This window comes from Pseudomonas sp. AE27, from assembly GCF_037113495.1.
Classification (GTDB): Bacteria; Pseudomonadota; Gammaproteobacteria; order Pseudomonadales; family Pseudomonadaceae; genus Aquipseudomonas; species Aquipseudomonas palmensis.
On the sequence record NZ_CP146966.1, the window covers coordinates 5,533,461 to 5,557,895 of the forward strand.

General features: G+C 65.3%; 24 protein-coding genes. 8 read left to right on the top strand and 16 right to left on the bottom strand.

The window, feature by feature from the left end:
* From arfA to leuS, 4 genes are all read right to left on the bottom strand, one after another.
* Positions 1-165, bottom strand: coding sequence for an alternative ribosome rescue factor ArfA (gene arfA / locus V9K84_RS25485; RefSeq protein WP_054916343.1), 165 nt, complete (start codon positions 163-165; stop codon positions 1-3).
* A gap of 137 nt (positions 166-302) precedes the next feature.
* Positions 303-1,340, bottom strand: coding sequence for a DNA polymerase III subunit delta (gene holA / locus V9K84_RS25490; protein WP_058540594.1), 1,038 nt, complete (start codon positions 1,338-1,340; stop codon positions 303-305).
* A gap of 39 nt (positions 1,341-1,379) precedes the next feature.
* Positions 1,380-1,985, bottom strand: a complete 606-nt coding sequence (lptE, locus tag V9K84_RS25495) for an LPS assembly lipoprotein LptE (RefSeq protein WP_088514343.1) — start codon at positions 1,983-1,985, stop codon at positions 1,380-1,382.
* A gap of 58 nt (positions 1,986-2,043) precedes the next feature.
* On the bottom strand, positions 2,044-4,650 hold the full coding sequence (leuS, locus tag V9K84_RS25500) for a leucine--tRNA ligase (RefSeq protein ID WP_054916346.1): 2,607 nt from the start codon (positions 4,648-4,650) through the stop codon (positions 2,044-2,046).
* A 237-nt stretch (positions 4,651-4,887) separates the two neighbouring features.
* Between leuS and V9K84_RS25505 the strand changes: the two genes are divergently transcribed.
* Both V9K84_RS25505 and V9K84_RS25510 read left to right on the top strand, forming a co-directional pair.
* A complete protein-coding gene (locus V9K84_RS25505) occupies positions 4,888-5,205 on the top strand; it encodes a hypothetical protein (protein WP_043863893.1) in 318 nt (105 codons plus the stop codon).
* A gap of 134 nt (positions 5,206-5,339) precedes the next feature.
* The gene (locus V9K84_RS25510) at positions 5,340-6,101 is read left to right on the top strand and encodes a YdcF family protein (protein ID WP_058540592.1); all 762 of its coding nucleotides are present in this window, start codon (positions 5,340-5,342) and stop codon (positions 6,099-6,101) included.
* Here the strand turns inward: V9K84_RS25510 and lnt are convergent.
* The 5 genes from lnt to miaB all read right to left on the bottom strand — a co-directional run bounded on the left by lnt (position 6,098) and on the right by miaB (position 11,408).
* Positions 6,098-7,615: an apolipoprotein N-acyltransferase gene (lnt, locus tag V9K84_RS25515; RefSeq protein ID WP_043863891.1), complete on the bottom strand. Its 1,518-nt coding sequence runs from the start codon at positions 7,613-7,615 to the stop codon at positions 6,098-6,100. The two genes, V9K84_RS25510 and lnt, sit on opposite strands and share 4 nt — an antisense overlap.
* An 8-nt stretch (positions 7,616-7,623) precedes the next feature.
* A complete protein-coding gene (locus V9K84_RS25520; protein ID WP_043863890.1) occupies positions 7,624-8,463 on the bottom strand; it encodes an HlyC/CorC family transporter in 840 nt (279 codons plus the stop codon).
* A 5-nt stretch (positions 8,464-8,468) separates the two neighbouring features.
* On the bottom strand, positions 8,469-8,963 hold the full coding sequence (ybeY, locus tag V9K84_RS25525) for an rRNA maturation RNase YbeY (protein WP_088514342.1): 495 nt from the start codon (positions 8,961-8,963) through the stop codon (positions 8,469-8,471).
* Complete coding sequence (locus V9K84_RS25530; protein WP_043863888.1) at positions 8,956-9,957, bottom strand: PhoH family protein; 1,002 nt, start codon at positions 9,955-9,957, stop codon at positions 8,956-8,958. Before V9K84_RS25530 ends, ybeY begins: the two co-directional genes overlap by 8 nt.
* Before the next feature lie 122 nt (positions 9,958-10,079).
* Positions 10,080-11,408: a tRNA (N6-isopentenyl adenosine(37)-C2)-methylthiotransferase MiaB gene (gene miaB / locus V9K84_RS25535; protein WP_043863887.1), complete on the bottom strand. Its 1,329-nt coding sequence runs from the start codon at positions 11,406-11,408 to the stop codon at positions 10,080-10,082.
* Between the two features lie 129 nt (positions 11,409-11,537).
* On the opposite strand from miaB, the gene V9K84_RS25540 reads away from it, so the two are divergent.
* Positions 11,538-11,864 (top strand): DUF1820 family protein, encoded by a 327-nt coding sequence (locus tag V9K84_RS25540; RefSeq protein WP_043863886.1) that lies wholly within the window; start codon positions 11,538-11,540, stop codon positions 11,862-11,864.
* A gap of 8 nt (positions 11,865-11,872) precedes the next feature.
* Here the strand turns inward: V9K84_RS25540 and V9K84_RS25545 are convergent, their stop codons facing one another.
* The 4 genes from V9K84_RS25545 to V9K84_RS25560 all read right to left on the bottom strand — a co-directional run bounded on the left by V9K84_RS25545 (position 11,873) and on the right by V9K84_RS25560 (position 15,385).
* Positions 11,873-12,421 carry a tetratricopeptide repeat protein gene (locus tag V9K84_RS25545; RefSeq protein ID WP_058540589.1) on the bottom strand — a complete coding sequence of 183 codons (549 nt, stop codon included), beginning with the start codon at positions 12,419-12,421 and terminating at the stop codon, positions 11,873-11,875.
* A gap of 224 nt (positions 12,422-12,645) precedes the next feature.
* On the bottom strand, positions 12,646-13,926 hold the full coding sequence (gene hemL, locus V9K84_RS25550; protein ID WP_054916347.1) for a glutamate-1-semialdehyde 2,1-aminomutase: 1,281 nt from the start codon (positions 13,924-13,926) through the stop codon (positions 12,646-12,648).
* Between the two features lie 11 nt (positions 13,927-13,937).
* A complete protein-coding gene (thiE, locus tag V9K84_RS25555) occupies positions 13,938-14,564 on the bottom strand; it encodes a thiamine phosphate synthase (RefSeq protein ID WP_043863883.1) in 627 nt (208 codons plus the stop codon).
* A 23-nt stretch (positions 14,565-14,587) separates the two neighbouring features.
* Positions 14,588-15,385, bottom strand: a complete 798-nt coding sequence (locus tag V9K84_RS25560) for a hydroxymethylpyrimidine/phosphomethylpyrimidine kinase (RefSeq protein WP_054916370.1) — start codon at positions 15,383-15,385, stop codon at positions 14,588-14,590.
* Between the two features lie 261 nt (positions 15,386-15,646).
* On the opposite strand from V9K84_RS25560, the gene V9K84_RS25565 reads away from it, so the two are divergent.
* The 4 genes from V9K84_RS25565 (at position 15,647) to V9K84_RS25580 (ending at position 21,540) form a co-directional block, all read left to right on the top strand.
* Positions 15,647-17,635 carry a sensor histidine kinase gene (locus tag V9K84_RS25565; protein ID WP_054916371.1) on the top strand — a complete coding sequence of 663 codons (1,989 nt, stop codon included), beginning with the start codon at positions 15,647-15,649 and terminating at the stop codon, positions 17,633-17,635.
* A gap of 74 nt (positions 17,636-17,709) precedes the next feature.
* Positions 17,710-19,362: an acyl-CoA dehydrogenase family protein gene (locus V9K84_RS25570; RefSeq protein ID WP_088514340.1), complete on the top strand. Its 1,653-nt coding sequence runs from the start codon at positions 17,710-17,712 to the stop codon at positions 19,360-19,362.
* Positions 19,363-19,431: 69 nt separating this feature from the next.
* A complete protein-coding gene (amn, locus tag V9K84_RS25575) occupies positions 19,432-20,904 on the top strand; it encodes an AMP nucleosidase (RefSeq protein ID WP_043863881.1) in 1,473 nt (490 codons plus the stop codon).
* A gap of 6 nt (positions 20,905-20,910) precedes the next feature.
* The gene (locus tag V9K84_RS25580; protein WP_043863880.1) at positions 20,911-21,540 is read left to right on the top strand and encodes a pseudouridine synthase; all 630 of its coding nucleotides are present in this window, start codon (positions 20,911-20,913) and stop codon (positions 21,538-21,540) included.
* On the opposite strand, the gene V9K84_RS25585 is transcribed toward V9K84_RS25580, so the two are convergent.
* Together V9K84_RS25585 and V9K84_RS25590 are read right to left on the bottom strand one after the other, a co-directional pair.
* Positions 21,537-21,740, bottom strand: a complete 204-nt coding sequence (locus tag V9K84_RS25585) for a DUF2788 domain-containing protein (RefSeq protein ID WP_043863879.1) — start codon at positions 21,738-21,740, stop codon at positions 21,537-21,539. The genes V9K84_RS25580 and V9K84_RS25585 overlap by 4 nt on opposite strands.
* Before the next feature lie 55 nt (positions 21,741-21,795).
* Entirely contained in the window at positions 21,796-22,272 is a 477-nt protein-coding gene (locus V9K84_RS25590) for an Lrp/AsnC family transcriptional regulator (RefSeq protein ID WP_043863878.1), read from the bottom strand.
* A gap of 400 nt (positions 22,273-22,672) precedes the next feature.
* On the opposite strand from V9K84_RS25590, the gene V9K84_RS25595 reads away from it, so the two are divergent.
* Positions 22,673-23,470 carry a DUF6515 family protein gene (locus V9K84_RS25595; RefSeq protein ID WP_088514339.1) on the top strand — a complete coding sequence of 266 codons (798 nt, stop codon included), beginning with the start codon at positions 22,673-22,675 and terminating at the stop codon, positions 23,468-23,470.
* Between the two features lie 90 nt (positions 23,471-23,560).
* Here V9K84_RS25595 and V9K84_RS25600 read toward each other — a convergent pair whose 3' ends face one another.
* A complete protein-coding gene (locus V9K84_RS25600) occupies positions 23,561-24,433 on the bottom strand; it encodes a cation diffusion facilitator family transporter (protein WP_054916351.1) in 873 nt (290 codons plus the stop codon).
* Positions 24,434-24,435: the final 2 nt, after the last annotated feature.

Consider the following 24,435-nt stretch of genomic DNA (forward strand, 5'->3'; position numbering starts at 1 on the left):
TCATGCGGCCAAAAAGTGAGAAGCCTCCCAATCTCTCGATTGGAAGGCTTCGCGGCGGTAGCTGCCTTTGCCTTTGCCGGCGGGTTCCTGACGGCTGCGGAACAAGGGCTGGGCGATGATCGATTTGGCCTTGTTGGGCCGGTGCTTTGCGGGCTTTTTGCTCATGGCAGAGGTCCTGCTCAGATGGGTGTGGGCGCAATATAGGCGCTGAACCCCTCGCAGGCAAGGGCAGAGCCGGCATTGCCGGCGATGGGCTGCGCAGCGGCCCCCAGAAGCTTCGCCGGTGCTGACCGTCAGGGGGGTTACTCGGCAGGCAATGCCAGCCGCTGACCCGCCATCAACAGCGACAGCCGCGACAGGCTCACCCAGGGCGAGCCCTGGGCCTGGCCCTTTATTTGCGCATCGATGCGCTGGGCATCCTGCAGCAGCTGCGCCCAGCGTTGCGCCGAGTAACGCTGCAGGGCCTTGCTCATCAAGGGCTTGCGCTTGTCCCACACTGGCGGGCGAGCCTGGCTGAACGCCTTGTCCAGCGGCACGCCCTGGGCGAACTGCTGGGCCAGGCCGGCCAGTACACGCAGCTCGCGCGCCAGTGCCCAGAGGATCACCGGTGGCTCGACCCCTTCGCCGCGCAGCCCCTCGAGCATGCGCAGCGCATGCGCGGCCTCGCCGTTGAGGATCGCATCGACCAGGCCAAACACGTCGAAACGTGCACTGTCGGCCACTGCTGCCTGCACGGTTTCCACGGTGATCGTGTTGCCGTCGGCCAGCAGCTTGAGCTTTTCGATCTCCTGCGCTGCGGCCAGCAGGTTGCCTTCGACCCGTGCGGCGATCAGCTCCACCGCATCACGCTGGGCCGAGAGCCCGGCCTGGGCCAGGCGCTGGTTGATCCATTGCGGCAGCTGCTGGGTGTCGACCGGCCAGATCTGCACGAACTGCACCTGCTGGCCTTCGATCAGGGCCTTGCCCCACTTGGTCTTCTGCGCGCTGCCATCAAGTTTGGGCAGGCTGACCAGCAGCAGGGTGTCGTCGGCCGGGCGCGCACAGTATTCGATCAGTGCCGCCGCGCCCTTGTCGCCGGGCTTGCCCGACGGCAGGCGCAGCTCCAGCACACGCTTTTGCGCGAACAGCGACAGGCTGGCACCGGCCTGCAGCAGGGTGCCCCAGTCGAAGTTGGCGTCGGCGCTGAACACCTGGCGTTCGTCGAACCCTTGCTGGCGAGCCGCCAGGCGCACCGCATCGGCGGCTTCCTGGCACAGCAACGGGTCGTCGCCACTGATCACGTAGACCGGTGCGAGGTTGCCTTGCAGGTGTTTGGGCAGTTGGGCAGGTGTGAGCTTCATAGGACAGATAGACGGGGCACCGAAGCGCCCCGTTCAGGCTCAGTTGGCCGGCAGTTCCAGCGGCGATTGCTGGGGGGTTGCATCCTGGGCACGGCGCGCAGCTTCAAGCGCCTGGGCTTCGGCCTTGGCCCGCTCATCGGCCTTCTGTTGCAGGCTGTCGAGCTGCTCGGGGGTCAGTTGCTGCAGGCGCAGCACCATGCGCTGTACCAGCTCGCGACGAATCTCGCCACGGATCTGGCCGGCTTCCTGATCGGAACCGGTCAGGTTGTTGCTGTCGTGCACGTAGACCTTCTGCACTTCGATCTTGTCGTTCAGCAGGCTCAGGTTGTCCAGGCCTTTGATTTCGTAGCTAAGCTCGGTGGTCAGCTCGTACTCCACCGAGCGGCCGGCGCCGGCATAGCTGGCCGCGCGCTGGTTTTCCTGTTCGTTGGTCAGGATCAGCTTGTACGGCGCACCTGTGTGCACGTTGACGCCGCTGGTTTGCAGTACCTGGCGCAGCTGGGTCACGGTTTCGCCATAGGCGTTGCGCGCGCTCAGGTCGATTTCCTTGAGGCTCAGCTCGGTGACACCGGTGCCACGCAGCTGGAAACCGCAGGCGCTGAGCAGGACCGCCAGGCCCATCACCAGCAGATTGCGTTTGATCATCTTGTTGCTCCCTTGAACCTTGTAGGCGGTGCGGGCGCCATCAAGTCGCCCGTTGCTCTCAGTTGGCGACGATATTGACCAGCTTGCCGGGTACCACGATGACCTTGCGGATGCTCAGGCCTTCGGTGAAACGCAGCACGTTCTCGTTGCTGCGCGCGGCGGCCTCGATTTCTTCACGGCTGGCACCGGCCGGCATTTCGATGTGCCCGCGCAGCTTGCCGTTGACCTGGATGACCAGTTCGAGGGTGTCCTGCACCAGCGCGCTTTCGTCGACCGCCGGCCAGCCGGCATCGATGATGGCCTGGGTGTGGCCCAGGCGCTGCCACAACTCGTGGCTGATGTGCGGGGTGATCGGCGCCAGTATCAGGGCCACGGTCTCCAGGCCTTCCTGGATCAGTGCGCGGTCCAGGTCGGTGGCTTGCGAGGCCTTTTCCAGCACGTTCATCAGGGTCATTACCTGGGCGATGGCGGTGTTGAACTTGTTGTGCTGGCCCACGTCGATGCTGGCCTGGCGGATCGCCGAATGGGTGGCACGGCGTACCAGCTTCTGTGCGTCGTTCAGGTTGCCCAGCTCCAGCTTGCCCGGCAGACCCTGGCCAACGTGGGCCTGGGCCAGGCGCCAGACGCGGCGCAGGAAGCGGTTGGCACCCTCGACGCCGGAGTCGGACCATTCCAGGCTCATGTCGGGCGGCGAAGCGAACATCATGAACAGGCGGCAGGTGTCGGCACCGTAGGCTTCGATCATCGATTGCGGGTCGACGCCGTTGTTCTTGGACTTGGACATCTTCTCGGTGCCACCGATGATCACCGGCAGGCCGTCGGTCTTCAGGCGCGCACTGATGGCCTTGCCCTTTGCATCCAGCTCGACTTCGACGTCGGCCGGGTTGAACCAGTCCTGGCCGCCGTTGCTGGCGACACGGTAGTAGGTGTCGGCCACGACCATGCCCTGGGTCAGCAGGTTCTTGAACGGCTCGTTGGAGGTGACCAGCCCTTCGTCGCGCATCAGCTTGTGGAAGAAGCGTGCATACAGCAGGTGCAGGATCGCGTGCTCGATACCGCCGATGTATTGATCGACCGGCAGCCAGTGGTTGGCCGCTTTAGGGTCGACCAGGCCCTGGTCGTAGTTGGGCGAGGCATAACGGGCGAAGTACCAGGACGACTCGACGAAAGTGTCCATGGTGTCGGTTTCGCGCTTGGCCGGCTGGCCGCATTTCGGGCAGCTGCATTCGTAGAATTCAGGCAGGCGCGCCAGCGGCGAGCCGGCGCCGTCCGGAACCACGTTCTCCGGCAGGATGACCGGCAGTTGGTCTTCCGGCACCGGTACGTCGCCACAGGCGTCGCAATGGATGATCGGGATCGGGCAGCCCCAGTAGCGCTGGCGGCTGATGCCCCAGTCGCGCAGGCGGAACTGGGTGCGCGATTGGCCCAGGCCCTTGGTGATCAGGGCGGCTTCGATGGCATCGAAGGCGCCAGGGAAGTCCAGGCCGTCGAACGCGCCGGAGTTGATCAGCTGGCCGTGCTCGTTGTAGGCGGCCTGCCATTCGCTGCCCACTTGATCGCCGGCACTGGTGCGCACCACGGTCTTGATCGGCAGCTTGTACTTGGTGGCGAACTCGAAGTCGCGTTCGTCGTGGGCCGGTACGGCCATGACTGCGCCGTCGCCGTAGTGCATCAGCACGTAGTTGGCGACCCACACCGGGAGCTTCTCGCCGGTCAGCGGGTGCTCGACCAGCAGCGAAGTGGCCAGGCCCTTCTTCTCCTGGGTGGCGACGTCGGCTTCGGCAACGCTGCCGCTCTTGCACTCGTCGATGAACGCCTGCAGCTCAGGGTTGCCCTTGGCTGCGAGGGTCGCCAGCGGGTGCTCTGCGGCCACTGCCACGTAGGTGGCGCCCATCAGGGTGTCGGGGCGGGTGGTGAAGACTTTCAGTGTGCCCGCTTCGCCGATGCTGGCCTGGTCGTAGGGGAACTGCACTTCCATGCCGCGCGACTTGCCGATCCAGTTGCGCTGCATGGTCTTGACCTGTTCAGGCCAGCCCGGCAGCTCGTCGAGGCTTTCCAGCAGCTCGTCGGCGTAGGCGGTGATCTTGAAGTAGTACATCGGGATTTCGCGCTTTTCGATCAGCGCGCCCGAACGCCAGCCACGGCCGTCGATGACCTGCTCGTTGGCCAGTACGGTCTGGTCGGCCGGGTCCCAGTTCACGGTGCCGTTCTTGCGGTAGATCACGCCCTTTTCGAACAGGCGGGTGAACAGCCACTGCTCCCAGCGGTAGTAGTCCGGCTTGCAGGTGGTGATCTCGCGGGTCCAGTCGATCGCCAGGCCCAGGCTCTTGAGCTGGGTCTTCATGTAATCGATGTTTTCGTAGGTCCACTTGGCCGGTGCCACGTTGTTCTTCATCGCGGCGTTTTCCGCCGGCATGCCGAAGGCGTCCCAGCCCATTGGCTGCAGGACGTTCTTGCCGAGCATGCGCTGGTAGCGCGCGATCACGTCGCCGATGGTGTAGTTGCGCACGTGCCCCATGTGTAGCTTGCCGCTTGGGTAAGGGAACATCGACAGGCAGTAGTAGGTGTCCTTGCCTGGCTGTTCACTGACGTCAAAAGAGTGGTGCTCGTTCCAGTAAGACTGGGCGGCGGCTTCGATTTCGCGGGGCTGATAGAGTTCGTGCATGGCTACTTTGCGCTGAGAAATGGGAGACCTTATCCAGGCTGGTTCAAAACCGTTGTGCCCGGCAATCCGGTGTCAAGAGTGAACGCCGTAGCATACATGACCCCCGTCCATCGTGGGAAACCCTGATTGCACCGGATCGGCCGGCGTTCCGTTGGTCGCGGCAACGGGCTGGTTTTGGGAGTGCCGCTAAGCTGACGTGTGGGGGGAGATGAATCTTATCTTCAATGAGGTGAACGGATGGGAGAGTCGCAGCTGGAACCACTGAAGCCGGAGATTTACGAGCGGTTGCTCGATCGCCTGGGGCTTGCCCTGGATGTCGCCCGTACGGCCGCTCGATTGCGTGATGAAATGCCTGCCGAACTGGAACTGCGTGGCCTGAGCCGCGCCGAATTCGACGTGATCAGGGCCTATCTGGCGTCGTTGCCGGAGGGTGCGCCGGGTCGTGCCGAAGCGATGCAGCAAGCGCAGCCGCCGTCCAGGGCCAAGGTCGTCTGGCTCAAGCAGGCGGCGCGTTCCACCCACACGGCAAAGCCCGGAAAGCTGCACTGCAAATAGATAGGCAGTTGCCGGGCACAATCAGGCGCAGGCGGAGTGCGCCACTGGCACAATGATTCCCATTGATCGGCGCCTGGCGGCATTGTTGCCAGGCGCCGTTTGTCTGTAGCCTTGGGCATCCATGGAGGTGCCTGATGCCATTTCGCTATTTCATAAAACAACTGATTCTGCCGCCCGGCGTGCTGCTGTTGCTGCTGCTGGCGGCGTGGTGGCTGCGTCGGTCCTGGCCGCGTACCTCGCTGTTGTGTTTCATCGCCGGCCTGGGCGGGCTGTGGCTGATGAGCCTGCCGGTGGTGGTGGAGTTCGCGGCGCGCCAGCTGGAGCGTGTGCCGCCGCTTGCGCCGCAGCAGTGGCAGGCGCTGGCCGGCCAGGCCGACGCGATCGTGGTGCTGGGGGCCGGGCGCGAGCGCGGTGATCCGGCCTGGGGTGGCGCCGACCAGCCCACCGGCGTGGCACTGGAGCGCATGCGCTACGCGGCGCAACTGGCCAAGGCCAGCGGCCTGCCGCTGTTGACCAGCGGTGGGCTGCACTACGGTACGCCGCCGAGCGAGGCGCGATTGATGGCCGATTCGTTGCAGCGCGATTTCGACGTGCCGGTACGCTGGCTCGAAGAGCAGAGCCGTACCACCTGGGAGAACGCCCAGATGAGCGCCGCGCTGCTGTTGCCGCAGGGCGTGAAGCGTGTGGTGGTGGTCACCCAGGCCTGGCACATGCCGCGTGCAGTGTGGAGTTTCGAACAGGCGGGGTTCGACGTGGTGGCGGCGCCGGTTGGCTATCTGGGGCATGCCTATGCACGCCCGTTCGGCGGCTGGATGCCCGAGAGCCGCGCCATGTGGCAGAGCGGCCAACTGCTCAACGAAGCAGTCGGCCTGCTGGGTTATCGCCTGTTCTACTAGACCGTCTTGGCAATGCGGCTGGCCAGCAGGGCCCAGCCGAACAGGCCCAGGCACAGGAGGGTCAGCGGCCAGGAGCGCCAGTGCAGGTAGGGCGTGAGTTTCTGCATCGGCACCACTTCACCGTAGAGGATGCCGCGTTCGAATTGCGGAATCTGCGCGGTGATCTTGCCGAACGGGTCGATCAGGCCGGTGACACCGTTGTTGGTGGCGCGGATCATCCAGCGCCCGGCTTCCAGGGCGCGCATCTGCGCCATCTGCAGGTGCTGGATGGGGCCGATCGACTTGCCGAACCAGGTGTCGTTGCTGATGGTCAGCAGGATGTCGCTCTTGGCGGCAAGGCTGGCGGCCAGTTCCGGGTAGACCACTTCGTAGCAGATCATCGGCGCCAGGTGGTAACCCTTGGCCTGCAGCATGGCCTGGTCTTCGGGGCCACGGGCGAAGTCCGACATCGGCAGGTCGAAGAAGGCGATCAGGCCGCGCAGCATGTCCTGCAGGGGCACGTACTCGCCAAAGGGCACCAGCTTCTGCTTGAGGTAGGTGCCGTCACCCTCGCCGACCACGGTGATGCCGTTGTAGTAGCGCCGCTGCTGGTGCACCACCTCACGTACCGGCACACCCGTGATCAGCGCCGAATGCCGGTCAGTGGCGAAGCTGCCCATCATGTCCAGGTAGCCCTGGGCCTGCTCCTTGAGCACCGGCACTGCGGTTTCGGGCCACACGATCAGGTCCACGGGCCGGGAACTGAAGCTCATGTCGCGGTACAGCGCCAGTTGCCGGTTGAGCTGCTCGGGGTCCCACTTCAGTTCCTGCTCGATGTTGCCCTGGATTGCCGCGACCTTCAGCGGCTCGCCCGAAGGCACGGTCCAGGCATGGCCCTTGAGCGCCAGGCCGATGATCCACGGGGCGAACAGCAGCAGCGCGCCGATGGCCATGAAGCCCTTGCGCTCGCGCAGGCGATGCAGGTTGCACAGCAGGGCGGCGGTCAGGGCCAGGGTGAAGGACACCAGCCACATGCCGCCCAGCGGAGCCAGGCCCGCCAGCGGACCGTCCAGCTGACTGTAGCCGGCATAGAGCCACGGGAAACCGGTGAGAAACCAGCCGCGGAACGCCTCCTGGCCCACCCACAGGGCGGCAAAGCACAGCGCGTCGGCCAGCGGTGCTTCAGGACGGCGCAGCCAGCGCGCCCACAGCCAGGCCGGCAGGGCGAAAAACCACGCGATGGCGGCGAAGAACAGCAGCATCAGGCCGCCGGCCAGCAGCGCCGAGGCGCCGCCGTAGTCGTGGATGCTGACGTAGATCCACCAGGTGCCGGCACCGAACAGGCCGAAGCCGTAGCACCAGCCGCGCCACAGCGCCTGGCGCGGGCTCAGCTCGCGCAGGCCGAGATAGAACAGCGCCAGCGACAGCAGCGACAGCGACCAGATGTCGAACGGGGCCAGGCTCAGCGGGGTGAGGGCGCCGGCCGCCACGGCCAGCAGGTTACCGGGCCAGCCGGGGCGGGTGATCCAGCGCATGGTTGTCCTTAACGGGTGATGGGGGTCAGGCGCAGCAGGTGAATCCGGCGGCTGTCGGCATTGAGGATGCGAAAGCGGTACGGGCCGATCTCGGTGGTTTCGTTGCGCTTGGGCAGGTGGCCGAAGGCGCTCATGACCAGGCCGCCGACGGTGTCGAACTCGTCGTCGGAGAACTCGCTGTCGAAGAACGCATTGAAGTTCTCGATCGGCGTCAGGGCCTTGATCAGGAAGTCGCCGCTGGGCAGCGGCTTGATGTAGCTGTCTTCCTCGACGTCATGCTCGTCCTCGATGTCGCCGACGATCTGCTCCAGCACGTCCTCGATGGTCACCAGGCCCGCCACGCCGCCGTATTCGTCGATGACGATGGCCATGTGGTTGTGGTTGGCGCGAAACTCGCGCAGCAGCACGTTCAGGCGCTTGGACTCGGGCACGAAGGTGGCCGGGCGCAGCAGGTCCTTGATGTTGAAGCTGTCGCCGTTCTCCTTGAGGATCAATGGCAACAGGTCCTTGGCCAGCAATACGCCAAGCACGTCGTCGTGGCTCTCGCCGACCACCGGGTAGCGCGAATGCGCGGCGTCGATCACTGCCGGCAGGAACTCGCGCGGGGTCTGCGACGCCTTGATGCTGATCATCTGCGAGCGCGGCACCATGATGTCGCGCACCTGCAGGTCGGCGACCTGGATCGCACCTTCGACGATGGTCAGGGCCTCGCTGTCGAGCAGCTTGTTCTGGTGCGCTTCGCGCAGCAGCTCGAGGAGCTCCTGGCGGTTTTTCGGCTCATGGGCAAAAGCCTGGGTCAGTTTGCCCAGCCAGGACTTTTGCCCGTTGCTCGATCGATCTTCGCTCATGGCGGTTACTCGTGATCCTTGCAGATATCAGTGTGGGGTGCGTCGTGTTCGTCGTCGGCGTACGGGTCGGGGTGACCCAGTTCGGCAAGCAACGTTCGTTCCAGTGCTTCCATTTTCTCGGCCTCATCGTCGTCGATGTGGTCGTAGCCCAGCAGGTGCAGGCAACCGTGGATGACCAGGTGGGCCCAGTGGGCTTCGAGGGCCTTGCCCTGTTCGGCGGCCTCGCGCTCCACCACCGCCACGCAGATCACCAGGTCGCCCAGCAGCGGGATGTCGAGCAGGTCGTCGGGCACATCGGCCGGGAAGGACAGCACGTTGGTGGCGTAGTCCTTGTGCCGCCAGGTGTGGTTCAGCTCGCGACCTTCGGCTTCGTCGACCAGGCGGATGGTCAGTTCCGAATCGGCACTGCGCTGGCGCAGGGCCAGGGCGCACCATTGGCGGAACTGTTCTTCACTCGGGGCGCTTGCCTGGGTGGCCAGTTGCAGATCGAGCTCAAGCATCGTGCGGTTTGCCTTCGGTCGGGCCCGCCTGTGCATTCTCGAAGCGCTCGTAGGCTTCGACGATGCGCTGGACCAACGGGTGGCGCACGACGTCCTTGGGCTGGAAATGGGTGAAGCTGATGCCCGGCACGTCCTTGAGCACGCTGATGACGTGGGCCAGGCCCGACTTGGTGCCGCGCGGCAGGTCGACCTGGGTGATGTCACCGGTGATCACGGCAGTGGAGCCGAAGCCGATACGGGTGAGGAACATCTTCATCTGCTCGACGGTGGTGTTCTGGCTCTCGTCGAGGATGATGAAGCTGTTGTTCAGGGTGCGGCCGCGCATGTAGGCCAGCGGGGCGATCTCGATCACCTGGCGTTCGATCAGCTTGGCCACGTGTTCGAAGCCGAGCATCTCGTACAGGGCGTCGTACAGCGGGCGCAGGTACGGGTCGATCTTCTGGGCCAGGTCGCCGGGCAGGAAGCCGAGCTTCTCGCCGGCCTCGACTGCCGGGCGTACCAGCAGGATGCGACGCACCTGTTCACGTTCCAGCGCGTCGACCGCGCAGGCCACGGCCAGGTAGGTCTTGCCGGTACCGGCAGGGCCGATACCGAAGTTGATGTCGTTGCCGAGGATTTCCTTCACGTAGCGCTGCTGGTTGAGCCCGCGCGGGCGAATCATGCCCTTGCGCGTGCGCAGCGAAACGCTGACTTCGTTGACCGCCGGGTTCTCCAGCGCTTCAACGGCCGATTCCTGCAGGAACAGGTGGACCATTTCCGGGGACAGCTCGGTGGCCTTGGTCTCGCGATAGAGACGGCGCAGCAGCTGTTCGGCAGAGGAGGTCAGTTTGGGTTCGCCGATCAGTTCGAACTGATTGCCGCGGTTGCGGATCTCGATGGCCAGGCGCTGTTCGATCAGGCGCAGGTGCTCGTCGAACTGCCCGCACAGGTTGGCGAAGCGATGAGCCTCGAAGGGCTCGAGGATGAAGCGATGAGGTTCTATGGGTGCGTTCAAGGTCGTTTTTAGCCGCCCTACGGCAATTTGGATGAATTCAAGGATAACCCCACCCGCGCTACGGTGAAAGCGCTGAAACGATCAAGGGTCGCCGGGCCGCTCGTCGGGCCCGGCGCAGGCCCTTATTGCACCAGCGAACCGAACAGCGAATGTGGCCGTGCATCGTCGATGTGGATGTCGACGAACTGGCCGATCAGCGTGGGATTGTCGCAGCGGAAGTTGACGATACGGTTATTCTCCGTGCGCCCCTGCAACTGCCCCGGGTCGCGTCGCGAATAGTCGGTTACCAGGATGCGCTGCAGGGTGCCGACCATCTGTCGGCTGATCTCGAAGCCCTGGTGGTCCAGGCGGTGCTGCAGTGCAGCCAGGCGTTCCTTCTTCAGCGCCTCGGGGGTGTCGTCCGGCAGGTCGGAGGCCGGGGTGCCCGGACGCGGGCTGTAGATGAACGAGTAGGAGAAGTCGAAGCCGACCTCGGCCACCAGCTTCATGGTGTTCTCGAAGTCTTTCTCGGTTTCGCCGGGGAAGCCGATGATGAAGTCGGAACTGATGCAGATGCCCGGTACCGCCGCCTTGAGCTTGCGCAGCTTGGACTTGTACTCCAGCACCGTGTGCCCGCGCTTCATCGCCGCCAGCACGCGGTCCGAGCCCGACTGCACCGGCAGGTGCAGGTGCTTGACCAGCTCCGGCACCTCGGCGTGCGCCTGGATCAGGCTGTCGGAGAACTCCAGCGGGTGCGAGGTGGTGTAGCGGATGCGGTCGATGCCGTCGACGGCCGCCACCACCCGGATCAGCTCGGCGAGATCGGCCACGCGACCGTCGTGGGTCTGGCCCCGGTAGCCGTTGACGTTCTGGCCCAGCAGGGTGACTTCACGCACGCCGTTCTCGGCCAGGTGGATGATCTCGGCCAGCACGTCGTCGAACGGGCGGCTGACCTCTTCGCCGCGGGTATAGGGCACCACGCAGAAGGTGCAGTACTTGCTGCAGCCTTCCATCACCGACACGTAGGCAGTGGGGCCGTCGATACGCGGTTCGGGCAGGTGGTCGAACTTCTCGATCTCGGGGAACGACACGTCGACTTGCGGCAGGCGCGTGGTGCGCGCCGCGTCGATCATCTCGGGCAGGCGGTGCAGGGTCTGCGGGCCGAACACCACGTCGACATAGGGCGCGCGCTTGCGGATCGAATCACCTTCCTGGCTGGCCACGCAACCGCCCACGGCGATCACCATGTCGGGCTTGGCGTCCTTGAGCTCGCGCCAGCGGCCGAGCTGGGAGTAGACGCGGTCCTGGGCCCGTTCGCGGATCGAGCAGGTGTTGAGCAGGATGACGTCGGCGTCTTCGGCCCGCTCGGTCACCTCCAGCGCTTGATGTTCACCCAGCAGGTCGACCATGCGCGAGCTGTCATACTCGTTCATCTGGCAGCCATGGGTTTCGATATAGAGCTTCTTGGCCATGCGTGATCATCAGGTGATTCAAAGAACCGCGCATTATAGGGCGCGTGGTCGAGGGTTCCTAGCGCTGTCGTTCGGGCGGCTATGTTATAGTTTGCGGCTTATTTCCCCCTGTGACTGTTCCAGCCCCCAATGACCAAACGCGAAGCTCCCATCTACAAAGTCATCTTTCTCAACCAGGGCCAGGTGTTCGAGATGTACGCCAAACAGATCTACCAGAGTGACCTGTGGGGTTTTCTGGAGATCGAGGAATTCGTGTTCGGCGAGCGCACTCAGGTCGTGGTCGACCCGAGCGAGGAGAAGCTCAAGGCTCAGTTCGAGGGTGTGGTGCGCAGCTTCGTGCCCATGCATTCGATCGTGCGCATCGACGAGGTCGAGCGCCTGGGCACGCCGAAGGTCAGTGAAGCCCGTGGCGTCAGCAACGTGATGCCGTTCCCGATGCCGATGCCCGAGAAGTAACGGCTGCGTTACGGAAGGGGTGCGAAGGGGGTGCGACCGTCGACGGTCTGCAGCTCCAGCAGGTACTTGCGAAAGATCTGGCCGAGTACCTGGGTGGCCATTTCCAGTTCGTCGCGCTGCATTTTTGCCGACACTTCGTCGGCCATGTCCAGCGCGTCTTCGGCGCCGTTCACCGCGGCCATCTTCAGCACGATATAGGCCTGCACGTTGTTGGCAGCGACGCCTTCGCCGCGAAAGAACATGCTGCCCAGGCGATATTGCGCTTCGGCGTGGCCTTGCAGCGAGGCCTGCTCGAAATAGTTGAGTGCCTTGTTCAGGTCTTGCGGGGCGTTCTTGCCGTCGTAATAGAACTCGCCCAGCTCGTACTGCGCCTGTGCGTCGCCGGACTGCGCGGCCTGCTGGCAGCTGGCCAGGGCCTGTTGCAGTTCTTCGGCAGGCGTATTGAGGGTGCAGCGGCCTGCTGCCGGGATCAGCAACGAGTTACCGCCTGCGGTGGCCAGCAGGGGCTGAAGTAGCAACAGGCAGCCCAGTGCGAGGGCGCGGCCGGCGCGGTTCATGGTGATCGACTTACCTCTGCAAAGCTGCGGCCAATGTGTCTGGTGGCACATTATGGGATAAGCAGCGCCCACCTTACAAAGTCTTTACTCGATTTTCTGCCGAGGGAGGAAGGCGGGGAGGCTTGCGGTGGCTGTTCTGGCGTCTTTGCCGGCCAGGCCGGCCCCTGCAGATTGCATGAGATTGCATGCAACCTGCAGGGGCCGGCCTGGCCGGCGAAGCGGTTTCACAGCTTGGCGAAGGCCCGCTCGGCAGCATCCAGGGTGATCTTCAGCTCGGTCTCGCCGTGGGCGATGGAGGTGAAGCCGGCTTCGAATGCGCTCGGCGCCAGGTACACGCCGCCTTCGAGCATCAGGTGGAAGAAGCGCTTGAAGCGCTCGGCGTCGCTGGCCATCACGTCGTCGAAGGTGACGATGTCGTCGGCGCCGCTGAAGTACAGGCCGAACATGCCACCGGCCTGGGTGGTGACGAACGGCACGCTGGCTGCATCGGCGCGCTGCTGCAGGCCATCGAGCAGGCGGCTGGTGAAGGCGCTCAGCTCGTCATGGAAGCCCGGACGGCTGATCAGCTTGAGGGTGGTCAGGCCCGCGGCCATGGCCAGCGGGTTGCCCGACAGGGTGCCGGCCTGGTACACCGGGCCCAGCGGCGCGATCTGCTCCATGATGTGGCGCTTGCCGCCGAAGCAGCCCACCGGCATGCCGCCACCGACGATCTTGCCGAAGGTCGACAGGTCCGGGGTTACCCCGTAGTGCGCCTGGGCGCCGCCCAGGGCCACGCGGAAACCGGTCATCACTTCGTCGAAAATCAGCACCACGCCGTGCTGGTCGCACAGGCTGCGCAGGCCTTCGAGGAAGCCCGGCGCCGGTGGCACGCAGTTCATGTTGCCGGCCACCGGCTCGACGATGATGCACGCCACGTCCTGGCCGACTTCACCGAGCATCTTCGCTACCGCGTCGATATCGTTGAACGGCAGGGTCAGGGTGTGCTTGGCGAACGCCGCCGGCACGCCGGCCGAGCTTGGTACGCCCTGGGTCAGCAGGCCGGAGCCGGCCTTGACCAGCAGGCTGTCGGAGTGGCCGTGGTAGCAGCCTTCGAACTTGATGATGCTGTCGCGACCGGTGAAGCCACGGGCCAGGCGGATCGCGCTCATGGTCGCTTCGGTGCCGGAGCTGACCATGCGCACCATTTCCATCGACGGCACGATCGAGCAGACCAGGTCGGCCATCTCGGTTTCCATCGCGGTCGGGGCGCCATAGGACAGGCCGTGGGCCAGTTGCTTGCGCACCGACTCCAGCACGTCCGGGTGGCTGTGGCCGAGGATCATCGGGCCCCACGAGCCGACGTAGTCGACATAGCGCTTGTCGTCTTCGTCAGTGACATAGGCGCCTTCGGCGTGCTTGAAGAACAGCGGCGTGCCGCCCACGCTCTTGAACGCACGCACGGGCGAGTTCACGCCACCGGGGATGTGCTTCTGGGCATTGGCAAACAGGGTTTCGGAACGAGACATGTCGGGCTCTCTCAGGCAGATGCGAACAGGGCGTTGAAGGCGCGGGCGCGGCGAGTGACCTCGGCCGTGCTGTCGGCGCCGAACAGGCCGTGAATCACCGCCAGCAGGTCGGCGCCATGGGCGACCAGCGGTGCGGCGTTGTCCAGGGTGATGCCGCCGATCACGGCAATCGGCAATTTGATGCGGCCACGGGCGTCCTCCAGCAGTTGCACGTTGCAGGCCGGGGCGCCGGGTTTGGTGACCGAGTTGAAGAAGCGGCCGAAGGCGACATAGTCGGCGCCTTCGCGGGCCGCTTGCTCGGCCAGGTCGAGCTGGGCGTGACAGGTGGCGCCGATGATCGCGCTGCGCCCCAGCAGGGTGCGCGCCGGGGTCAGCGGGCCGTCGGTCTGGCCCAGGTGCACGCCGACGTCCAGGCGCGCGGCCAGCTCGGCATCGTCATTGATGATCAGGCGGGTGTTGTAGCGCTCGCACAGGGCCTTGAGCGCTTCGGCCTCGCCCAGGCGACGTGCGTGGTCCTGGCTCTTGTCGCGGTATTGCAGCAGGGTCACGCCACCTTCGAGGGCCGCTTCGACGTAGGCAAGAAAGCGGCCAGCCAACAGTTGGCTGTCGGTGATGGCATACAAACCACGTAACTTCATCGTGCAGGCCTCGGGGCGGTCGGTCAGGAACAGAAATCCAGGGGCAGGCGGCGTGGCACGTACTGGCCCTGGCCGAGTTTTTCGGCGTCACGCAGGGTGCGCCAGGTGTAGTCCAGCGCCGAGCGTACCGCGCTGTGCAACTGCTCGCCCAGGGCCAGGCGTCCGGCCAGGGCGCTGGCCAGGGTGCAGCCCGAGCCATGGTAGTCGCCCGGCAGGCGCTGGCAGGTCCAGGTGTGGTGCTCGCCGTCGCGGCTGTACAGGCGGTTGTGAATTTCGTGTTCGTCGCCGTGGCCGCCGGTGATCAGCAGGTGCTTGACGAATGGCAGCAGTTTTTCGGCGCATTCATCGGCACTGCCTTCGGGCAGTTCGGCCAGGATGCGGGCCTCGGGCAGGTTGGGCGTGGCAATGGTGGCCAGCGGCAGCAGGCGTTCGCGCATGGCGTAGCCGACCTCGTCCTTGCCCAGGCGACCACCGCCACCGGCGCGCAGCACCGGGTCGCACACCAGCGGCAGGTGCGGGTGGGCGCTGAGCAGTTCGACGATGGTGTCGACCATGGCCAGCGAGCCAAGCATGCCAAGCTTCACCGCCGCGACGGTCGAGTCGGTCAGCACGGCATTGGCCTGGGCCAGCACCCACTCGCGGTCGAGCACGCGGAAGTCACTGACATTGACGGTATTCTGCACGGTCAGGGCGGTGACGGCCGGGGCGGCGTGACAACCTTGAGCGATCAGGGCTTCGATATCTGCCTGCAAGCCGGCGCCGCCACTGGGGTCGTGGCCGGAGAGACAGAGGACAACGGGGCGGGAGCTGTAGGTATTCATGGTGCGCGAGCTTACCACCAAACGCTTTTGGCGGGTCTTCCAGGCAGGCGGTGTTTTTGATCGACAGGTCAGATTGCCTCTCTGATATAGGCTGAAAGCCGCGAGATAGAGCCTCTGAATTGAATTGAAACAACACCGCTGGAAGCGCCGGGAACCTATGCTAGAGTGCTCGCCAATCGATAACAGGTACTGTCGGATTTCGTCGCCTCAAACGGACAGGAGGCCAACGCGACGCGACTGCACATGCCACGCCGGGGCTGTATGCGTAATTTGCTGACTTTCTTGCTGTGCTGTTTGCCACTGTTGGCCAGCGCTGCCGATTTCGACGACACCACCCGGCAGTTGCCGCTGGGCCGCCTGATGCAGGTGTATGAAGACCCCGATGGCAGCGCCAGCATCGCCCAGGTGAGCTCGCCGGACTTCGCCAGCCGGTTCGAGCCGCACCAGGCCGACGTGCTCAACGCCGGCTATTCGACCTCGGTCTTCTGGATCAGGCTCGACCTGCGCTACACCGCCACGGCCCAGGCGGCGCCACGTCACTGGCTGCTGGAACTGGCCTACCCGCCACTCGATTACCTGGAGCTCTACCTGCCCGATGCCGCCGGGCACTACTACCTGGCGCAGCGCACCGGGGATGCCTTGCCCTACGCCAGCCGCCAGATCCGCCAGAACAACTACCTGTTCAATCTGCCGTTCGCCCCCGGCCAGGCGACCACTTTGTACCTGCGCCTGCACAGCGAGGGTTCGGTACAGGCGCCGCTGACGTTGTGGTCGAGCGATGCGTACCTGGAGGCGCAGCCCACGCGGCTGTATGTGCTGGGGCTGATCTACGGCGTGCTGCTGGGGATGCTGGTGTACAACCTGTTCATCTTCATCAGTGTGCGCGACAGGAGCTACCTCTACTACATCCTCTACATCGCCTCGTTCGGCCTGTACCAGGTCTCGGTCAATGGCGCCGGGGTGGCGTACTTCTGGCCGGACCACCCGTGGTGGGCCAACGCCGCCACCCCGTTGTTCATCGGTGCCGCGGGCCTGTTCGGTTGCCAGTTCGCGCGCAGTTTCCTGCAGATGGCCAGCCACAGCCGCGCCTTCGACCGCTTCCTGCAGGGGCTGATGGCCTGTTCGGTGCTGGTGATGGTGATGTCGCTGGCGCAGGACTACGGGATCGCCCTGCGCCTGGCTACCGCGCTGGCGCTGCTGTTCACGGTGAGCATCTTCGCCGCCGGGCTGTTTGCCTGGTGGCGCGGCATGCGCGTGGCACGCTATTTCATCATCGCCTGGTCGGCCTTTTTGCTGGGCGGGCTGGTCAACACCCTGATGGTGCTGGGCTACCTGCCCAATGTGTTCCTGACCATGTATGCCAGCCAGATCGGTTCGGCGCTGGAGGTGGGGCTGCTGTCGCTGGCCCTGGCCGACCGCATCAACAGCATGCGCGAAGAACAGGCGCGCACGCTGCGCGAGGCCGGGCTGACCCTGGAGCAGGCCAACCTGCAGCTGGCGCGCAGCAATCGCCTCAAGGACGAGTTCCTGGCCACCGTTACCCATGAGCTGCGCACCCCCATGAACGGTGTGATCGGCTCGCTGGAACTGATGCAGATGGCCACCAGCGAGCAGGAGCGTACCCCCTACCAGCACACCGCCAACGCTGCCGCGCAGAACATGATGCGCATGGTCGACGACATCCTGATTCTCACCGAGCTCAAGGCCGGTCGCCTGCAGGTGCAGACCGAGCTGTTCAGCGTGCATGGGTTGCTTCACGAACTGCGCGTGCGCTTTCTGCCCAAGGCCCAGGAAAAGGGCCTGTTCTTCAACCTGGACCCGGGCATGGACCTGCCGGACGTGATCCACGGCGACCGGCGCAAGCTGGCCATGTGCCTGAGCTACCTGCTCGACAACGGGCTCAAGTTCACCCATCGCGGCGGCGTGCTGCTCAAGGTGCGGGCCACGCCCATGGGCGTCGATCAGGCGAGCCTGACCTTCAGTGTGCGCGACAGCGGTATCGGCTTTCACTGCCTGGACGAGGCAGCGCCCTACCAGCGTTTCTTCCAGGTCGATGGGTCGATGACCCGCGAGTACGGCGGCCTGGGCATTGGCCTGTCGATCTGTCGCAAGCTGGCGCTGTTGATCGACGCACAGCTGAGCCATCAGTCGAGCCCGGGCGAGGGCAGTTGCTTCGAACTGACCCTGACGGCCCGGGTGCCCAGCGGGTTTTCCGGGGCGCCCAGATCGGGGCAAATCGCGGCTGATTAGGCGTTTTTGTCACTTTGAGCCGGGGGCGGGGCGTGATTCACTGGGGTCACGTCCGGATCTGCCAGGAGCCCCCGATGAACCTGCACCAGTACGCCGAAACCCACGAAGTCACCAACCAGCCGCCCAGCCTCGACGGCGCCAATCTGTATCGCCTCGACCTGCCGCTGCAGCAATGGTCGCGCCATTACGGCGCGGGCTGGGCCGAGTCGCGCATCGATGCCTACGGCGCGCTGGCCGGTGGGCCGCTGATGGCCGCAGGCTTTCTGGCCAATCAGAACAAGCCGCAGTTCAGCAGCCATGACCGTTATGGGCATCGGATCGATCTGGTGGAGTTTCACCCGGCCTACCATGAGCTGATGCGGACTGCCATCGAGCATGGCCTGCCCTCGCTGCCCTGGGCCGAGCCGCGTGCCGGCGCGCATGTGGCCCGTGCTTCGATGACCTACCTGCACAGCCAGGCCGAAGCCGGTAGCGGCTGCCCGCTGACCATGACCTTTGCCGCGGTGCCGGCGCTCAGGCTGCAACCGGAGCTGGCCGAGTACTGGGTACCCAAGGTGCTGGCCACCGCCTACGACCCGCGCAATGTCGGCGACCGGCACAAGGTGGGGGTTACGCTGGGCATGGCCATGACCGAGAAGCAGGGCGGTACCGACGTGCGTGCCAATACCACCCGGGCCTACCCGGTGGGCGCGCCGGGGCCGGGCCAGGCCTACGAGCTGGTGGGCCACAAGTGGTTCTGTTCGGCACCGATGTGCGACGCGTTCCTGACCCTGGCGCAGACCGACAAGGGCCTGAGCTGCTTTTTGCTGCCGCGCCATCGCCCGGATGACACGCGCAACCAGTTCTATATCCAGCGCCTGAAGAACAAGCTGGGCAACTGTTCGAACGCGTCCAGCGAGGTGGAGTTTCGCGGCGCCCTGGCCTGGATGATCGGCGAGGAAGGCCGTGGCGTGCCGACCATCATCGAGATGGTGGCCATGACCCGTTTCGACTGCATGGTCGGCTCCAGCGCGCTGATGCGCCAGGCCCTGACCCAGGCCGCGCACCACTGTGCCTACCGCACGGTCGGGGGCCGGGTGCTGGCCGAGCAGCCATTGATGCAGAACGTGCTCGCCGACCTGGCCCTGGAAAGCGAGGCGGCGCTGGCCCTGAGCCTGCGCATGGGGCATGCGCTGGACCAGCCCGACGACCCGCACCAGGCGCGCTTTGCGCGGCTGATGACGGCGGTGGGCAAGTACTGGATCTGCAAGCGCGCGCCGGCCATGATCAACGAGGCCGCCGAATGCATGGGCGGCGCCGGTTACGTGGAAGAGAGCATCCTGCCCCGGCTGTACCGCGAGGCCCCGGTCAACTCGACCTGGGAAGGCTCGGGCAACGTGCAGTGCCTGGACGTGTTGCGTGCCTTGTCCAAGGAGCCCGGTGTACTGGACACGCTGTTTGCGGAGCTGGGCGATGGCCATGGCGACCCGCGTCTGGCCGCACACATCGGCAACCTCAAGGCGGCCTTCGCCGATACCGGCGACATCCAGTACCGCGCCCGCCAGCTCACCGAGGACATCGCCCTGGCGGTGCAGGCCAAGCTGTTGCTGGAGGCCGGCAACGCGGCGGTCAGTGACGCCTTCATCGGCAGCCGGCTGTCCGGCAGCGGCCGGGTCTACGGCACGTTGCCGCGCGGGGCGGACGTGGCGGCGCTGGTGCAGCGGGCCACACCGAACTGGCCGCTCTAACGTGCGTGCCTTTGCCGGCGGATATAGGCAAGATGGGCCCATGCATGTCAGACAGACAGGAAGTACATTGTGAGCCGTACCGATGAAACCTTCGTTGTCGTGGAAACCGCCGAGCAAGCCGTCGACCAGTTGGCCGCCTTGCACGAATCCGCCACCGCCGCACTGAGCCAGGCGCTCAAGCGCTACCTCAAGGACCGCACCGAGCCCAATGCGGCCGAGCGCGCGCAGTTTCGTTACCCCGAACTGCGCCTGACCTACCAGTATCAGGGTGACGTACCGGTGATCACCCGGGCCTACGCCAAGGTTCAGTTGCCGGGCACCTACAGCATCACCGTGACCCAGCCGGCCGCGTTTCGCGGCTACCTGCTGGAGCAGCTCGGGCCCTTGATGCGCGACTTTACCGTGACGGTCGAAGTGGGCCTGAGCGAGCAGAACATTCCCTACCCCTATGTGGTCGAGCAGGGCGATGAACTGGCCGGCACCGGCATCACCGCTGCGGCGCTGGCGCGGGTGTTCCCCAGCACCGACCTGTCGGCGGCCACCGACGGCATCGCCGACGGGCTGTACGACTGGGCCAACGTCGACCCGCTGCCGCTGGCGCTGTTCGACGCGGCGCGGGTCGATTTCTCGCTGCGCCGGCTGGTGCATTACACCGGCAGCGACTGGCGGCATGTGCAGCCATGGATCCTGCTCACCAACTACCACCGCTATGTCGACCAGTTCATCACCCACGGCCTGGAGCAACTGCGCCAAGACCCGCGCTTCGTGCGCATGGTGCTGCCGGGCAACGTGGTGATCGAAAAGGCCATGGACAATGGCGAGGCCCAGGCGCTGGTGGCCGGGGTGGTGTGGCACCGCTACCAGATGCCGGCGTATCACCTGATTGCTGCCGACGGCCATGGCATCACCCTGGTCAATATCGGCGTGGGCCCGTCCAACGCCAAGAACATCACCGACCATCTGGCGGTGCTGCGCCCGCACTGCTGGCTGATGATCGGTCACTGCGGCGGCCTGCGCCAATCCCAGACCATCGGCGACTACGTGCTGGCCCACGCCTACATGCGCCGCGACGGCATCCTGGACCGCGTGCTGCCGCCCAATATTCCGATCCCGGCCCTGGCCGAGGTGCAGTTGGCGTTGCAGGAAGCGGCGGCGCAGGTGACCGGCGAACGTGGCGACGAGCTGAAAAAGCGCCTGCGCACCGGCACCGTGCTGACCTACGACGACCGCAACTGGGAGCTGCGCTGGGCCCAGGAGCGCCCATTGATCAACCTGTCGCGGGCCGTGGCAGTGGACATGGAAAGCGGCACCATCGCCGCCCAGGGCTACCGCCTGCGCGTGCCCTACGGCACCTTGCTGTGCGTGTCCGACAAGCCGCTGCACAGCGAGATCAAGCTGCCGGGGGCGGCCAACGCCTTCTACAACCGGGCGGTCAGCCAGCACCTGAAGATAGGTATTGCGGCGCTCGACCTGCTACGCACCGAACTGAACTCGCTGCACTCGCGTAAACTGCGCAGTTTCGACGAGCCGCCGTTCCGCTGAGGCCCCATGCCGTTACCCCCCCGTTCCAAGCCGCGGCCTGCCGCGGCCAAACCCGCCGGCCCGCGTCGCCAGGCCAAGGCGCCGCCGGCCGCGCCGCGCCTGCTCCTGTTCAACAAGCCCTTCGACGTGCTGACCCAGTTCAGCGACGGCGAGGGCCGCGCCACCCTCAAGGACTTCATCGATGTACCGGGCGTATACCCGGCCGGGCGCCTGGATCGCGACAGCGAAGGGTTGTTGCTGCTGACCAATGACGGCCAGTTGCAGGCGCGCATTGCCGACCCCAGGCACAAGTTGCCCAAGACGTACTGGGTACAGGTGGAGGGCGAGCCGACCGAGGAGCAGCTGCAGCGCTTGCGCGAGGGTGTGCAACTGAATGACGGCATGACCTTGCCGGCCCAGGCGCGTCATCTGGAAGAGCCGCAACTGTGGCCGCGCAACCCGCCGGTACGCTTTCGCAAGAGCGTGCCGACCGCCTGGCTGGAGTTGGTGATCAAGGAAGGGCGCAACCGCCAGGTGCGACGCATGACCGCGGCGGTAGGCTTGCCGACCCTGCGCCTGGTGCGCGTGCGGATCGGCGACTGGAGCCTGGATGGGCTGGACCAGGGCTGCTGGCGCGAGGTGCCGGCGCGGCGCTAGACGCCTTCGATGAAGCCGATGACCACGCTCTTGATGACGAAGGCGAGAATGCCCAGGCCCAGCACGAAAAACAGGATGAAGGTGCCGAACTTGCCAGCCTTGGATTTTTTCGCCAGGTCCCAGACGATGAAACCCATGAAACCAATCAGGATGGTGACCAGGATGGTCATCATCCATTCTTCGAACAACGCAGGATCCATCGATCTTCTCCGCCAGGTTGAAGCGCGCGATTATACGCCCGGCCCGCAGCGCTGACTAACGCAGGTGCGTAAGGGGCAGCTCGGTGCTGGCCAGCACCTGGTTGAGCACGAAGCTCGAACGCACGCTGGTGACGCCTTCGATGCGGGTCAGGTGGCCGAGCAGCAGCTTCTGGTAGTGGTCCATGTCTGGCACCACTACCTTGAGCTGGTAGTCGGCATCCATGCCGGTGACCAGGCTGCACTCGAGCACCTGGGGCAGGCTGCGGATGGCGGCCTCGAAGGTTTCGAAGCGCTCGGGGGTGTGTCGGTCCATGCCGATCAGCACGTAGGCGGTGAGGCTCAGGCCCAGCTTCTTGCGGTCGAGCAGGGCGACCTGGCGCGAGATGTAGCCATCGTCCTCCAGTTGCTTGACCCGCCGCGAGCAGGGCGAGGGCGACAGGCCGATCCGTTCGGCCAGTTCCTGGTTGGAGATGCGCGCATCGCGCTGCAGTTCGGCAAGAATGCTCAGGTCGTATCGGTCGAGCTTGCTCATGAATGAAGCCTTTTCTGTTTCGATTGCTGCGGATTATCAATCCTTAGTTAAAAATTGCGCAAGTAATGTTTTGTTGAGCAATTTTCGCAATCCTCTGTCGCAGCGCTTGCCTATGATGGTCAACAGAATCACTGCCCGGACACATGTCCACAGCGGCGGCCCCAATCAGGGGCGCTGCGGCCAGCAACCCCACCGGGTTGTGCTCGGCCCCCGGGCTGCACACTGTTCACAAGACAGCGTGAGGTGAGCCGGCGTCACAAGCGCCGAGCACGGACGAAAATCTCGAAGGGTGGCCTCAGGGTCACCCTTTTTTAATGTCCGCAATTTCATCTGGCGCCTGCTGGCGCGTGGCAGGCGGCCTGATAGAGTAGGCCATGAATGCCAGCGGGAGAGAAACAGCATGAAGTCGCGCATCTGGCAGTTGGCAGGTGTTGGTCTGCTTTGCCTGAGCCTGGGCGTACAGGCCCAGGACGAGCGTCGCGGACCACAGCAGGACCCCAATGGCGGCGAGCGCCCGCCTGCGTCCTCGCCGCTCAACGCGCGCCCGGACGAGGTCCGCCAGACCCAGCCGCCACGCCAGGGGTACTATCAGGACGTGCCGCGGCGCAATGACGCCAATCAGCACTGGCAGGCCGGCGGGCCGGGGCAGCGCCCTGGCGAAGGGCACGGCAATGGCTGGGGCCCCGGGCCTCAGTATCGGCCGGGGCACACCATAGACCGCTTCCCGGAACCGTACCGGCGCGTGCCGTATCGTGGCAGTGACTATTACTATTCCGGTGGCTACTGGTATCGCCCGCAGGGGCCGCATTACGTGGTGGTGGCGCCGCCTTACGGGGTACGGGTGAACTACCTGCCCGACTATGCGCGGCAGGTGTGGGTGGGCAGTGCGCTGTTCTTTCTGGCTGCAGGCACCTATTACCAGTACCTGGACGACAGCCGCGACTATGTGGTGGTAAGCCCGCCGGTGGCTGCGGCGCCGGCGCAACCGGGCAATGGCTATGACGTGATTGCCTACCCGGCCAACGGGCAGTCGCCACAGCAGGTCGATCAGGACCGCTACCAGTGTTACCGCTGGGCGGTGCAGCAGACCGGGTTCGACCCGGCATCGGCGACCTACGCGCCTGCGGCGCAGGTGGCGGACACCTATCGGCGGGCGCTGGGGGCGTGTTTGAGCGGGCGCGGTTACAGCGTCAACTGAAGCGCAACAGCTTCGCCGGCAAGGCCGGCCCCTACACGCACAGCGTGAATCCCGTAGGCGCCGGCCTTGCCTGCGAAGGGGGCTGCTGTGTCACTCCACCGGGTCGGCATGCACCAGCACTTCGGCCTTGGGGTACTCCCGGCGGATCGCCGCCGCTGCCGCATCGCACAGCACGTGGGCCTCGGTCAGCGTCAAGGTGCCCGGCAGCTCCAGGTCCACCTGCACGAACCAGCGGTTGCCCGACACCCGGGTGCGCAGGTCATGCGCGCCCTGCACCCCAGGCACCGCGCACACCAGTGTCATCATCTGCTCGCTCACCTCGCCGGGCAGCTCCTTGTCCATCAGGATCGCCGAGCTTTCACGGGCGATCTGCAAGGCACTCCATAGAATGTACAGCGCGATGCCCAGGCCAAAGTACGCATCCACCTGTGGCCAGCCGAACCGCGCCAGCACCAGCGCGACCAGGATGCTGGCATTGAGCAGCAGGTCGGAGCGGTAGTGCAGCGAGTCGGCGCGCACGGCGGTCGAGCCGGTGAGGCGCACCACCCTGGCCTGCACCATCAGCAAGGCGACGGTCAGCCCCAGCGACAGCAGCATCACGACAATGCCCACCGTGGCATCACCCAGCGGCGTGGGGTTTTTCAGGCGTTCGACCGCCTGTACGCCGATCAGTACCGCACTCACCCCGATGAACAGCGCCTGCGCCATGCCGGCCAGTGCCTCGGCCTTGCCGTGCCCGTAGCGATGATCGTCATCGGCCGGGCGCAGGGCATAGCGCACCGCCAGCAGGTTGAGGAACGAGGCCACGCCGTCGAGCATAGAGTCGGTCAGGCCGGCCAGCAGGCTGACCGAGCCGCTGAGCCACCAGGCCACCGCCTTGCTCACGATCAGGATGCTGGCGACCCCGAGCGAGGCATTGGTCGCCAGGCGCAGCAGGCGGGCGTGTTCGGCGCTGGTGTTCATCG

Excerpts from the sequence above, each read along its gene's own strand:
- arfA (WP_054916343.1), bottom strand. The coding sequence starts at position 165 with ATGAGCAAAAAGCCCGCAAAGCACCGGCCCAACAAGGCCAAATCGATC.
- holA (WP_058540594.1), bottom strand. The coding sequence starts at position 1,340 with ATGAAGCTCACACCTGCCCAACTGCCCAAACACCTGCAAGGCAACCTC.
- lptE (WP_088514343.1), bottom strand. The coding sequence starts at position 1,985 with ATGATCAAACGCAATCTGCTGGTGATGGGCCTGGCGGTCCTGCTCAGC.
- leuS (WP_054916346.1), bottom strand. The coding sequence starts at position 4,650 with ATGCACGAACTCTATCAGCCCCGCGAAATCGAAGCCGCCGCCCAGTCT.
- V9K84_RS25505 (WP_043863893.1), top strand. The coding sequence starts at position 4,888 with ATGGGAGAGTCGCAGCTGGAACCACTGAAGCCGGAGATTTACGAGCGG.
- V9K84_RS25510 (WP_058540592.1), top strand. The coding sequence starts at position 5,340 with ATGCCATTTCGCTATTTCATAAAACAACTGATTCTGCCGCCCGGCGTG.
- lnt (WP_043863891.1), bottom strand. The coding sequence starts at position 7,615 with ATGCGCTGGATCACCCGCCCCGGCTGGCCCGGTAACCTGCTGGCCGTG.
- V9K84_RS25520 (WP_043863890.1), bottom strand. The coding sequence starts at position 8,463 with ATGAGCGAAGATCGATCGAGCAACGGGCAAAAGTCCTGGCTGGGCAAA.
- ybeY (WP_088514342.1), bottom strand. The coding sequence starts at position 8,963 with ATGCTTGAGCTCGATCTGCAACTGGCCACCCAGGCAAGCGCCCCGAGT.
- miaB (WP_043863887.1), bottom strand. The coding sequence starts at position 11,408 with ATGGCCAAGAAGCTCTATATCGAAACCCATGGCTGCCAGATGAACGAG.
- V9K84_RS25540 (WP_043863886.1), top strand. The coding sequence starts at position 11,538 with ATGACCAAACGCGAAGCTCCCATCTACAAAGTCATCTTTCTCAACCAG.
- V9K84_RS25545 (WP_058540589.1), bottom strand. The coding sequence starts at position 12,421 with ATGAACCGCGCCGGCCGCGCCCTCGCACTGGGCTGCCTGTTGCTACTT.
- hemL (WP_054916347.1), bottom strand. The coding sequence starts at position 13,926 with ATGTCTCGTTCCGAAACCCTGTTTGCCAATGCCCAGAAGCACATCCCC.
- thiE (WP_043863883.1), bottom strand. The coding sequence starts at position 14,564 with ATGAAGTTACGTGGTTTGTATGCCATCACCGACAGCCAACTGTTGGCT.
- V9K84_RS25560 (WP_054916370.1), bottom strand. The coding sequence starts at position 15,385 with ATGAATACCTACAGCTCCCGCCCCGTTGTCCTCTGTCTCTCCGGCCAC.
- V9K84_RS25565 (WP_054916371.1), top strand. The coding sequence starts at position 15,647 with ATGCGTAATTTGCTGACTTTCTTGCTGTGCTGTTTGCCACTGTTGGCC.
- V9K84_RS25570 (WP_088514340.1), top strand. The coding sequence starts at position 17,710 with ATGAACCTGCACCAGTACGCCGAAACCCACGAAGTCACCAACCAGCCG.
- V9K84_RS25580 (WP_043863880.1), top strand. The coding sequence starts at position 20,911 with ATGCCGTTACCCCCCCGTTCCAAGCCGCGGCCTGCCGCGGCCAAACCC.
- V9K84_RS25585 (WP_043863879.1), bottom strand. The coding sequence starts at position 21,740 with ATGGATCCTGCGTTGTTCGAAGAATGGATGATGACCATCCTGGTCACC.
- V9K84_RS25590 (WP_043863878.1), bottom strand. The coding sequence starts at position 22,272 with ATGAGCAAGCTCGACCGATACGACCTGAGCATTCTTGCCGAACTGCAG.
- V9K84_RS25595 (WP_088514339.1), top strand. The coding sequence starts at position 22,673 with ATGAAGTCGCGCATCTGGCAGTTGGCAGGTGTTGGTCTGCTTTGCCTG.
- V9K84_RS25600 (WP_054916351.1), bottom strand. The coding sequence starts at position 24,433 with ATGAACACCAGCGCCGAACACGCCCGCCTGCTGCGCCTGGCGACCAAT.